General features: G+C 58.1%; 9 protein-coding genes, 2 tRNA genes and 1 rRNA gene. 6 read left to right on the forward strand and 6 right to left on the reverse strand.

Annotated features, from left to right (window positions below; genetic code table 11):
- Positions 1–115 precede the first annotated feature (115 nt).
- From SBC1_RS11080 to SBC1_RS11090, 3 genes are all read right to left on the reverse strand, one after another.
- Positions 116–191 (reverse strand) — tRNA-Ala (locus tag SBC1_RS11080).
- Between the two features lie 76 nt (positions 192–267).
- Positions 268–344, reverse strand: a tRNA-Ile gene (locus SBC1_RS11085).
- A gap of 70 nt (positions 345–414) precedes the next feature.
- A 16S ribosomal RNA gene (locus SBC1_RS11090) occupies positions 415–1,947 on the reverse strand.
- 648 nt (positions 1,948–2,595) lie between these two features.
- Between SBC1_RS11090 and SBC1_RS11095 the strand changes: the two genes are divergently transcribed.
- The 4 genes from SBC1_RS11095 (at position 2,596) to SBC1_RS11110 (ending at position 7,105) form a co-directional block, all read left to right on the forward strand.
- The gene (locus tag SBC1_RS11095; protein ID WP_165092026.1) at positions 2,596–3,810 is read left to right on the forward strand and encodes a DUF2863 family protein; all 1,215 of its coding nucleotides are present in this window, start codon (positions 2,596–2,598) and stop codon (positions 3,808–3,810) included.
- Between the two features lie 903 nt (positions 3,811–4,713).
- Positions 4,714–5,532, forward strand: a complete 819-nt coding sequence (locus SBC1_RS11100) for a response regulator transcription factor (RefSeq protein ID WP_165987620.1) — start codon at positions 4,714–4,716, stop codon at positions 5,530–5,532.
- Positions 5,533–5,649: 117 nt separating this feature from the next.
- On the forward strand, positions 5,650–6,324 hold the full coding sequence (locus SBC1_RS11105; protein ID WP_165092028.1) for a hypothetical protein: 675 nt from the start codon (positions 5,650–5,652) through the stop codon (positions 6,322–6,324).
- A gap of 163 nt (positions 6,325–6,487) precedes the next feature.
- Positions 6,488–7,105: a BspC domain-containing protein gene (locus SBC1_RS11110; RefSeq protein WP_165092029.1), complete on the forward strand. Its 618-nt coding sequence runs from the start codon at positions 6,488–6,490 to the stop codon at positions 7,103–7,105.
- 198 nt (positions 7,106–7,303) lie between these two features.
- Here SBC1_RS11110 and SBC1_RS11115 read toward each other — a convergent pair whose 3' ends face one another.
- Together SBC1_RS11115 and yaaA are read right to left on the reverse strand one after the other, a co-directional pair.
- Entirely contained in the window at positions 7,304–8,464 is a 1,161-nt protein-coding gene (locus tag SBC1_RS11115; protein ID WP_165987622.1) for a M14-type cytosolic carboxypeptidase, read from the reverse strand.
- Between the two features lie 43 nt (positions 8,465–8,507).
- The gene (gene yaaA, locus SBC1_RS11120) at positions 8,508–9,287 is read right to left on the reverse strand and encodes a peroxide stress protein YaaA (RefSeq protein WP_165092031.1); all 780 of its coding nucleotides are present in this window, start codon (positions 9,285–9,287) and stop codon (positions 8,508–8,510) included.
- Between the two features lie 55 nt (positions 9,288–9,342).
- Between yaaA and SBC1_RS11125 the strand changes: the two genes are divergently transcribed.
- Positions 9,343–9,834 carry a putative toxin-antitoxin system toxin component, PIN family gene (locus tag SBC1_RS11125; protein ID WP_165092032.1) on the forward strand — a complete coding sequence of 164 codons (492 nt, stop codon included), beginning with the start codon at positions 9,343–9,345 and terminating at the stop codon, positions 9,832–9,834.
- A gap of 42 nt (positions 9,835–9,876) precedes the next feature.
- Positions 9,877–11,058, forward strand: coding sequence for a pyridoxal phosphate-dependent aminotransferase (locus SBC1_RS11130; RefSeq protein WP_165092033.1), 1,182 nt, complete (start codon positions 9,877–9,879; stop codon positions 11,056–11,058).
- Between the two features lie 3 nt (positions 11,059–11,061).
- Here the strand turns inward: SBC1_RS11130 and SBC1_RS11135 are convergent, their stop codons facing one another.
- Entirely contained in the window at positions 11,062–11,721 is a 660-nt protein-coding gene (locus tag SBC1_RS11135; protein ID WP_165987624.1) for a glutathione S-transferase family protein, read from the reverse strand.
- Positions 11,722–11,752 lie beyond the last annotated feature (31 nt).

Consider the following 11,752-nt stretch of genomic DNA (forward strand, 5'->3'; position numbering starts at 1 on the left):
AGATTGTTAAAGAACGACAGCATCACCTAAAGCGCTATGCCTTAAATGATTTTACTGACTGGCTCAATCGCCAATGCAAATCACTCTTCATTTAAGAGTGCTTGGCATTGATGATTGGTGGAGGATGACGGGATCGAACCGACGACCCCCTGCTTGCAAAGCAGGTGCTCTCCCAGCTGAGCTAATCCCCCCGTACCTTGATGCTTGAGGGTCCGTAAATTCTATTGAATGTGATTCACTTCTCGTGAGCCACCTTCAAGCGAATCATGGTGGGTCTGGTTGGATTCGAACCAACGACCCCCGCCTTATCAAGACGGTGCTCTAACCAACTGAGCTACAGACCCTTAGCCTGTCTTCTTACAGCCGATAAGCGTGAGCGCTTTAGCACTTCACTTCAAAACGTTTGAGCTCGAGAAAGGAGGTGATCCAGCCGCACCTTCCGATACGGCTACCTTGTTACGACTTCACCCCAGTCATGAATCCTACCGTGGTGACCGTCCTCCTTGCGGTTAGACTAGCCACTTCTGGTAAAACCCACTCCCATGGTGTGACGGGCGGTGTGTACAAGACCCGGGAACGTATTCACCGCGGCATGCTGATCCGCGATTACTAGCGATTCCAGCTTCACGTAGTCGAGTTGCAGACTACGATCCGGACTACGATCGGTTTTCTGGGATTAGCTCCCCCTCACGGGTTGGCAGCCCTCTGTTCCGACCATTGTATGACGTGTGAAGCCCTACCCATAAGGGCCATGAGGACTTGACGTCATCCCCACCTTCCTCCGGTTTGTCACCGGCAGTCTCCTTAGAGTGCTCTTGCGTAGCAACTAAGGACAAGGGTTGCGCTCGTTGCGGGACTTAACCCAACATCTCACGACACGAGCTGACGACAGCCATGCAGCACCTGTGTATCGGTTCTCTTTCGAGCACCCCCACCTTTCAGCAGGGTTCCGACCATGTCAAGGGTAGGTAAGGTTTTTCGCGTTGCATCGAATTAATCCACATCATCCACCGCTTGTGCGGGTCCCCGTCAATTCCTTTGAGTTTTAATCTTGCGACCGTACTCCCCAGGCGGTCAACTTCACGCGTTAGCTACGTTACTAAGTCAATGAAGACCCAACAACTAGTTGACATCGTTTAGGGCGTGGACTACCAGGGTATCTAATCCTGTTTGCTCCCCACGCTTTCGTGCATGAGCGTCAGTATTGGCCCAGGGGGCTGCCTTCGCCATCGGTATTCCTCCACATCTCTACGCATTTCACTGCTACACGTGGAATTCTACCCCCCTCTGCCATACTCTAGCTCGCCAGTCACAAATGCAGTTCCCAGGTTAAGCCCGGGGATTTCACATCTGTCTTAACGAACCGCCTGCGCACGCTTTACGCCCAGTAATTCCGATTAACGCTCGCACCCTACGTATTACCGCGGCTGCTGGCACGTAGTTAGCCGGTGCTTATTCTTCCGGTACCGTCATCCTCCCGCCGTATTAGGGCAGAAGTTTTCTTTCCGGACAAAAGTGCTTTACAACCCGAAGGCCTTCTTCACACACGCGGCATTGCTGGATCAGGGTTTCCCCCATTGTCCAAAATTCCCCACTGCTGCCTCCCGTAGGAGTCTGGGCCGTGTCTCAGTCCCAGTGTGGCTGGTCGTCCTCTCAGACCAGCTACAGATCGTCGCCTTGGTAGGCCTTTACCCCACCAACTAGCTAATCTGCCATCGGCCGCCCCTATAGCGCGAGGTCCCGAAGGATCCCCCGCTTTCTTCCGTAGATCGTATGCGGTATTAATCCGGCTTTCGCCGGGCTATCCCCCACTACAGGACACGTTCCGATGTATTACTCACCCGTTCGCCACTCGCCACCAGGGTTGCCCCCGTGCTGCCGTTCGACTTGCATGTGTAAGGCATGCCGCCAGCGTTCAATCTGAGCCAGGATCAAACTCTTCAGTTCAATGCCTGTTACTGTTTTCTATTCTTGCGAATAGGTCGCTCACTCAACGTACTGACAAGTTCCTCCCATCTTCCAGTTGCCCGAAAGACGCTCAAAACCTACCTTAATACTAGTGTGAGACTTGATACTTTCGCTTCACGGCAGCATCTCCCGAGAAACCCCGGAAAACACCACCACGCTTAAAGCCAAGCACCAAGCGCCCACACTTATCGGCTGTTAGTTTTTAAAGAACATTCGCGCCAACCACAAGATCCCAACCTTCAGAACCCTGCCGCTTTCGCGTTGCTGCATCAGCAGCACAGAAACGAGATTATGTCCTGCGTTTCGCTTTTCGTCAACAGGTTTTTTACTCAACCCCGACTTTCCGATTCCCTGCGAAGCCCGTCCTGCTTGGCTCTGCGGCATCCTCTTAAGCGACACGCCTACTGCACTTTCTCACTTCCCTTCGCCTCATCGTGAAGCGAAGGAACGGAATTCTAGTGCCCGTTTCGCACTCGCGCAAGGGCTTCGCAAAAAGAATTTCAACGATGCAATTCCTCACAGTAACAAAGGACGTAAACCCGCATCACAGAGAGGCGGCGCGCAATGATCCAACCGGACGCATAGCGACTACAATCTAAGGTTCTCTGCACCTGATAACTGCCTCCTATGCGCTCGCGAATCGCCAAACGACTTCCTCCGGATGCCGACAAGCTCGTCGGTCTTTCGCTCTCGCTCTTCGCATCGGGCAGCCGTATAGAAGACCGGTTCTGGGAAGCGCGTCTCGACACGCTTCTCGGGAAAATTGTGCGCAACGGCAATCAGACCGCGCTCGATGCCGCGCTCGACCATCTTCAACTCAAGTTTCCGGACGCTTACGGCGCTCTCGCCGATATGGCGGAAACACAAAGCGAGTCGTTCGTGATCGAGATCGACGGTGTGCCACACGAAGCGCTGCTGATTGCGGCACCCGTGCTGGCATGGACGCGTTACTCGATCCCGTCCGGGCCGCTCAAGGCCGACGTGGTTGACGCCTTGCGTGCTCAACTGCAAGCGCATGTGCTCGCGGAAGGCGCCAAGGTGTCGGTTGCACCGTACCTCTATAGCATCGACCAGTTGCCGCGCCATCATGTGGAAACTGCGCGTGTGGCGCAGCAACTTATACAAACCGTACTCGGCAACGCGCCAGCACGCCTGAATCTCGGTGACCTGCCTGAAACCTCACCGATCCTCGCCGATCCGCGCTTTTTACTCGCGATGGCCATCGTGCCCGCCGGCGCCGCGCTGTTTCGGTGGCAAGAGGAAACGGCCGGCACCCGGATCGAACGCGGCCAGTGCCTTGAACACTGGGCAACTCAAGGCGGCGCCAGTTTTGCCGCCATCCTGCCCGGCTGCGAATTCGAATGCCTGTTGCCCGACGCCTACTACTCGGCATGTCGCGACGCCGACGAACAGGTTCGGCCACACTCGGTCCGCACCGCCGTTCGCTACCTGTTCGACACGCTCGGCACGGCGCCTGATGAGTTACGCGCCGTGATCGCGGGGTTCGGCGAGCAACGCGTCGACGAATATCGGATCGGCTTTACCCGCCGTGGCAGCAACGACGTGATCTATGGCGTCGTCTGGCCGCTCTACGGACGGGAGAACGGCGAAATTAGTGCGGCGGAAGAAGCGGCCGAGCTGGAAGGCGCGGATGGTCCAGTAGAAGAAATCGTCGCGTTGTTGAAGCGCTCGGGGGTGACCGATGTACGCCGGCACACCGGCCGTTTCGAGCCGGAATATTGCGACGATTGCGGCGTGCCGCTGTACGCGGATCCGCTCGGGGAAATCGTCCATGCGGAAATGCCGGAAGACGCTGAGCCAGCCCAGCCGCATTTTCACTGAGCTGAGAGGTTGAAGGCGCTTACGGCTCGTGCGCCGCAAGTTACCACCCTCACCTGGTTCGCATCACCGCAAGCAATCGGGAGATTAGTCGCGTATTCGGACTTGCGAAATAGGATGCAGCGAGGATCCAACACGAGGACGCAGCTCAGATCCTGACGGGCCCAACCCCAACTTCTGATCCGATAAAACCCGTTCCGGCACCCGTCGGAACGGGTTTTTTTACGACGCGCTGCCAACGCCCGACTACCGATTGCGTGGGGCGCCTCCGGCATCCGAGTCGCACGCGCAAACCGTGCATGCTCCAACTCGCCGCCGAAATAAAACTCATTTCACGAAGCAGTCCCAAGCGTCGAATTCGGTGCCGCAAGGAAGGGGCTTGGACGATTGATCCGCCCCATCGTCTTAGCGTTGTACCCGGCTAGTGTCGTCTCAGCGTTTTCGCTCCCCGGCCCATCTCCCCCGCTTCGTCGATGTGACTGAGCGGACAAAATCACTGCGCGAAGCAGCGAAAAGCTCAAGCCACTTGCCGCGTTGTTAGATCAAAACAACGCCGCGAGTGAATTAAAGCAGGAGCAATCCAAATTATTGCTATGCAGTGTGACGCCACGGCACGGAAGCGCGCTTCAGATACGTCCCATTTTGTCCTGCATTCACACTCCCATTTGAGATGCATCCCAACTTCGACAGCGAACATTTGAGACTCCTCCTAGCAAAGCTGCCCTGAGCAGAAATTAATTCGCCAAATCAACCACCAGGCGAAACACAGACCGCGATTTTGTGCGTAATGCCTATGCCATTCGGTCAGGGCGCAATTTCGGCCGCGATTGGTCATTATCGGTTCAGCCGCATATCGCCCGCCCGGAAGCGGGCATCGCGCCGAACCCATATAACAACGAGGCACGCATGAAATTCACCATAGTCAACTCCGAAGCCGAGCGTCGCGAAGGTTTGAAGGCGCTTTTAAGGCATATCGACCGGCGCGCGCGTTTCAACGAAGCGAAAGACTGGCGGCAGGCGGCAAGCGCGGTCCTGCGGCTTGACCCGGACATGATCGTGATCGACTGGCACGACGCCATGCGCATGGCAGATCTGCGCACGCTGCTGAACGCCTTCCCCCGGATCCCTGCGGCAATCATCGTGGACGAAGCATCAACCGCGAAGGTCCGCATGCTTCTCAGCGCGGGCGTGCTCGGTGTCGTGCCACGCGATCTCGATCCCACATTGATTGTCCGCGCGCTTGAAATGGTTCTGCTGGGTGGTCATTACGTCCCTGCGTGCGCGCTTGACCCCACGCTCGAGCCCGTTTTCCTGCCACGTCGCGACACCGAGCCGAAAGAGTTCCGAAAGGGCTCGCGACGGTTCAACACGTTGTCATTGCGCCAACAACAAATCATGCGGTGCGTCCACATGGGCAGCACGAACAAGGTCATCGCGAAGACACTTGGAATCAGCGAGGGCACGGTAAAAATTCACATGGGCAGCATCTTCCAGCAACTCGGTGCACCGAATCGCGCAGCGGCCGTTGCTATTTATAACGGCTGGCAGAATGGCTATCTTGAGGTCCTGAAGCGCGAGGCTGACGCGTCGCCGCGGCCCGCGCTCGGCGACGCCGGTCCGGTGCCACTGCGAGCGGCCGCTTTGCTGACGTACGCGCCGCGTCCGGAAATAGAAGACCACTTGCTGCCAATGGCCGCTCAACCCCAACCCCGCTTCGGCGACTGAACACGGCTATTTCACAGTCAACACGCAACACGTAACTTGACGCGTTGCGTGTTGGAAAATCTCCGCTGGCACAGTCAATGCACACGTTTTCCGGCGCAAACGAGTAATATAAGATTTATGGGTTTCTTCTACACACCTCTTCCGTTTTGGCTCGCAATAGGTGGCTGGATTGTCACTGCGGGTGTGCTCGCGCTTGCGATCTGGAAGAACCCGTTTCGACGGTTGCAAGATGGGACCCTTCAGCACGTCTGGTTCGGCATTGTCGTCGCGGTGACGGTACTGTGGGCGTGCAATACCTGGTTCGAAGACGGTCCCGCCATTCATCTGCTGGGCGCAACACTGATGGTCACACTGTTCGACTGGCAACTCGCGATGGTCGGCATGGCCGTGACAACCGGCCTGGCGGCCGTCGTGCTGGATGCCTCATGGCCCGGCGTTCCCGTGACCTTCATATTGTTCGGGGCATTGCCCGTCGCCGTATCGTCGCTTCTACAGAAAGCTATCCAGGCGTGGATTCCGCGAAGTCTCTTCGTTTTCATCCTCGGTCACGGGTTCCTGACGTCGGCATGCGCCGTCGCAACAGCCTGCTCGGCAGGACTGCTGCTGCAAATCGTGCTTGCCAATGGCGAACTTATTATCCCGGCTGGATTTACGCTCGCGGCCTCCCTGCTCGTAGCAGGCGAGGCCTTGTTCACCGGCGTGTTCACCATCCTGATCACCGTCTACCGACCTACCTGGATCACTACGTTCGACGTCCGGCGTTATCGGCTGGATCGTGGGCCGCGCGTCTGAACGTCGCATCAATTCCGCACCTTGTCCCGCATCAAAGTCCACGGCAGAACCTGTGTCGAGGCCGGACATTGTTGGCGGTTCGTGAAAGAATTTAATATAAGATGGAACTCCCACTCACTGTCGGGCATCTTACGTGCCTGTTGTCTCTTTAGTGCAGAACCCGATGGATAGTATTCAAGTACCGCGTCGACTGCTTCGGCTGGTCGGCCGGCTGGTGGCAATTGCATCAATAGCGACGCTCGCGTCGGCCGCATGCAGCGCCACCGCGTTCGCCGATACGCTCGACGAACGCAACGAGCTCGTCAATCACTTCGTCACCGACTTCAACGCCAATCCCCTGGTGGCCGACTGCGCCGCACACGGAAGTTTCGTGGCGAGTACGTCGACGGCATTCGACCACGTGGAGTTTCCAGCCAGTTCCTTCGATTCCGCTCATGGCAGCATCGTCCCTTGGAACGACGCATTCGACGAACACAAGCAACGCATCAAGGTGGACAACATTGTGACGGTGGAGGGCCTTGGGGTCACCAAGGACGGTGACTCCAGCCCTACCACGCTGAAGTTCCGCTGCGGCTACGTAGGCAGCCAGATGCTGGCGTTCGGCTGGAATGATCCCGTGCCGTCGGCCAGACCACGCGCCGAACCCAGATCGAGCCACGGCGCAAAAGGCCGGCATGGCGCGGTCAAGGGCAAAGGTACAGGTAAAGGCAAGACGAGCTCGAAAACAAAATCGGCCGGCGGCAAGGCAACGAAAAAGTCGACGAGCAAAAAGAAGCACTGAGTCACCGTCCTCTGACTCACCGTCCTCTGAGCGGCCGTCCTCCGCGTCATAGTCCTCTGAGGCGCCCTCTGAAGCTCGAACGCCAAAACAAAAGGGCGTGATCGCCGTCCAGCGATCACGCCCTTTCGATACAGGTCCTTCGGAACGCACCCGCATCGCATGCGTTCACCGCCGCTCACTTCACTCCGCTCGCCAGGCTCAGAACGCCTGCAAATGCCGCAGGATAGCCTGAAGCATCGACGCCCCCAGCGCAGCGCTGCGTTCGCCGTTCCATCCAACCCGCTCGTCCGGCAGATTCGCGTTGTCCTTGAACGGCATCTCAAGCGTCAGCGACAAACAGCCGAACTCATTGCCCACATATTTAGACGCCAGCTTTAACGCGTCCGTCTGGTACTTGCTCGCTTCATAGCCGTACACGTCCTGAAAATCCGGACTCGCCTGCTTGAAGCATTCGATGAACGCCTTCTGTTCCTGCGCCTGTTTTTCGGTAAAGCCGGGCAGCATCTCCGAGCCGGCCACGAAAACATAAGGCAGCGCTTCGTCGCCGTGGATATCGAAGAAAAGATCGCAGCCCAGCGCGTGAATGGCGTTGCGCACGGCCAGCACTTCAGGACTGCGCGCAGCGTCGGGTTCCATCCATTCGCGATTCAAGTTAGCACCCGCGGCGTTCGTGCGCAGATTGCCGAGGACGCTGCCATCGGGATTCATGTTCGGCACGATATGGAACACGGCGTGATCAAAGATCAAACGCGCGACAGGGTCGCCCGCCCAGTCGCCCCAACCCGCCAGCCGTTTGATCAGCCCTTCCACGAACCACTCGGCCATGGTCTCGCCGGGATGCTGACGCGCGATGATCCACACGTTCTTCTTCGGCTTCACCGGGCGCTCGGTCTCTTCGGTCAACCCGAGCGACACTAGTGTCATCGGCCGACCTTGTACCGTCTGGCCGATTTCCGTCAGGGTCGCGTGGGGCATCTGCTGCACGGCGCCGAGGAAACCCGCATGGCGCTCTTCACTATACGGCTCGAAATAGGCGTAATAGATGGCGTCGAAATCGGGCGTGTGCTCGATGGTCAGTACACGGCCGTCATAACGTGTGGGTACGCGAAACCAGTTGATCCGGTCGTAGCTCGCCACCGCCCGATACTCGCGCCAGCCATCGGCGAACGCACAGTCAGCGGCGTTCTCGAAGGTCATGGTGAGCGGCTCGTCGCGCGCGCCCGAGACGCGGAAGTAAAACCACTGCGCGAAGTCGGCGTGACTGTCCGGACGCACACGCAGGCGAATGGCTGCGGGATCGTCGGCAGACACGACGTCTATCGCGCCTGCATCGAATTGACTCGTGATTGAAATGCTCATGAAGCTTCCTTAATAGTGCGTAATCAGTGCTTAAGCGTTGCGCTCAAAGACCCAGCCGCCGGCGATACACATAGCTCGTTTCAGTCGATGCCTTTTTATCGAAGGCATAACCTTCGGTCTCGAAAGCCTTCAGTCCTTCCGGCTCGTCAATCCGATGCTGCACCGCAAATCGCGCCATCAGGCCGCGTGCGCGTTTAGCGTGAAAACTGATGATCTTGTACTGGCCATTCTTCCAGTCCTGGAAGACCGGTGATATCACCGGCGCGTCCAGGCGCTTCGGCTGCACCGACTTGAAATACTCGTTGGACGCGCAGTTCACCAACACGCGCGCGCCCTTCTGTTTTTTCATCTGTACGTTCAGGGCCGCCGTGATGCGATCGCCCCAAAACGCATACAAATCCTTGCCGCGCGTGTTGGCGAACTTCGTGCCCATTTCCAGCCGATACGGTTGCAACAGATCCAGCGGCCGCAGCAATCCGTAGAGTCCCGACAGCACGCGCACATGAGTTTGCGCGTAGTCGAGATCCGCGGCGTGCATCGACTTTGCGTCAAAACCCTCGTAGACGTCGCCGTTGAACGCCAGCATGGCCTGCTTCGAATTATGCGTGCCAAAGGTCGGCGACCAGTCCGCGTAGCGCTGGAAATTGAGTCGCGCGAGCGGATCGGAGATATGCATGAGGCTGCCGATTTCCTGTGGCGAGAGCTTGCGCAAGGCGTCGATCAATTCAGCGGAATCGGCGGCGAATTCGGGCAACGTGTGCTTGGCGACGTGAGGCGGGGTCTCGTAGTCGAGCGATTTGGCCGGCGATAGAACGATTATCATAGGGGCTCGCCGGCATGCTGCCAACGATGAAGACGGAAACCCTCGATTGTATCGAATGAAAAAATCACCCGTGCTGCGCGCCGTGCTGGATTCGAATGTCTGGATCGATATCCTGGTGTTCGACGACCCCATCACGCGTCCAATCCGCGCCGCGCTTGAAGCCGGTACGCTGGAAGCGCTGATCGATTCGCGCTGCCTCAAAGAACTGACGTATGTGCTGGACTATCCGCAATTCGTGCGCTTCGCCGTGAATAAGTCCGAAGCGCTCGAAACGGTCGCGCGGCTATCACAACTTGTTGCGCCCGAACCGCCGCCCGCCGACGCAGCGCCGTTGCCGAAGTGCCGCGATCGCGACGACCAGAAGTTTATTGAGCTGGCTCACGCGAGCAAGGCGGACTGGCTGGTCTCGAAGGATCGTGCGGTGCTTAAGCTCGCGAAACGCACGGCGCGCGACTTCGGGTTTCGAATCGCCCAGCCGGCGCCGTTCGTGGCCAGCTTCGAAGCGCACATTGAGGCTTGTGAAGAAACAAATGCCATCGACGTTTAAAATAGGACACATTTCCCTTTAGCGCAGCCGATCGCCCACACCATGAACGCCTCGCACGACCTTCCGTATTCGCCCGCGGTTCCCGCCATTGCCTCGCGCCTGCCGAACGTCGGCACGACCATTTTCACGGTCATGAGCGCGCTCGCGACCCAGAACGGCGCAGTCAATCTAGGCCAGGGCTTTCCGGATTTCGCCTGCGATCCGCGCATCGTGGACGCCGTATCGAACGCCATGCGCGATGGCCACAACCAGTATCCGCCGATGGCCGGCGCTGCTTCGCTGCGACACGCTATCAGCGAGAAGATTGAGCGGCTTTACGGCCGCCCCTACGACGCCGAGCGCGAGATCACCGTCACGGCCGGCGCGACTCAGGCCATCCTGACCGCTATTTTGTGCTGCGTGCACCCGGGCGATGACGTCATCGTGATCGAGCCGATGTACGACTGCTACGTGCCCGCCATCGAACTGGCGGGCGGCAAACCGGTGTTTGTATCGTTGGAAGCGCCCGATTACGCGCTGCCCTTCGACAAGATCGCCGCCGCAATCACGCCGAAGACGCGCCTGCTGATCATCAATTCGCCGCACAACCCTACCGGTCGCGTCTGGCGCGCCGCCGACATGCAGAAGCTCGACGAGATCCTGCGTGGCACCGATGTGCTGATTCTTTCCGACGAAGTGTACGAACACATGGTCTTCGACGGCGCTCCGCACGAAAGCGTGTGCCGATATCAGGACCTGGCCGCGCGCAGTTTCGTGGTGTCGAGTTTCGGCAAGACCTTTCACGTGACGGGCTGGAAGATCGGTTACGTCGCCGCGCCCGCCGCGCTCACCGCGGAATTCCGCAAGGTCCACCAGTTCAACGTCTTCACCGTGAATACGCCGATGCAGGTCGGCATTGCGGAATACCTGAAAGACCCCGCGCCGTATCTCGAATTACCCGCTTTTTATCAGCAGAAACGCGACTTTTTCCGCGAAGGCCTCGCCAACTCGCGCTTCAAACTGCTGCCTTGCGATGGCACGTATTTCCAGTGCGTCGACTACTCGGCCATCAGCGACCTGCCAGAAGCCGAGTTCTCGCAATGGCTCACGAGCGAGATTGGCGTCGCGGCCATTCCTGTGTCGGCGTTTTATCACGAGAGCCACGAATCGGGCGTCGTGCGCTTTTGCTTCGCGAAAAAGGAAGAGACGCTGCGCACCGCGCTCGAACGTCTCGCCAGCCTTTAAAGACTAGATCGTCGGCAGCGTTTTTTTCTGCGCGTCCACGAAGGCGAGCCGGTCCGCCGTGACTTTCTGCGCGGCCGGCCGCTCGCCTACCAGCTTGTTGTGCGTCTTCCAGTCAATCCCCGCTTCCAGCAGGAAATCCCCTCCATAAATCGCTTTCGTGGTCAGCCCGATCAGCGGCAAATTCACGAATGCACTCACATCGGCGATACTGAAGGTCGTGCCGAGCACGTACGGTTCGAACCTCGCAATCCGCTTGAATCCTGCGATGCCATGCCGGAGGCGTTTTTCCGCGCGCACCTTGGTGTACTCAGTCACTGTGCCGCCAAAAAACGCCTGCTTGTAGAGCTCGCGGGCAGGCAGTTCCAGGTGGGTCTCAAGGACCGCGATCATCTCGCGCTCCTTGGCGGCCGAGAACGGATCGGCGGAAAAAATGGGCTTCTTCGGATAAGCGCTCGCCAGATATTCAACGATCACCTGCGACTCGCACAGCGCTCCGGCCTCGGTCTCCACATACGGAACCTTGCCAAGCGGCGAGAGCGCAAGCGTAGCTTCGTCCTGGCCGAAATTCGCACGTATTTCCTCGAACGGGATGCCGTGTTCGAGCAGCACGAACTTCACCTTGTTCACGTAGTTGGACAGCGGAAAACCATACAGCTTGAGCATCTTGAGTCTCCTGGACATCTTTCGTTTTAAA

It is taken from the genome of Caballeronia sp. SBC1, assembly GCF_011493005.1.
Lineage (GTDB): Bacteria > Pseudomonadota > Gammaproteobacteria > Burkholderiales > Burkholderiaceae > Caballeronia.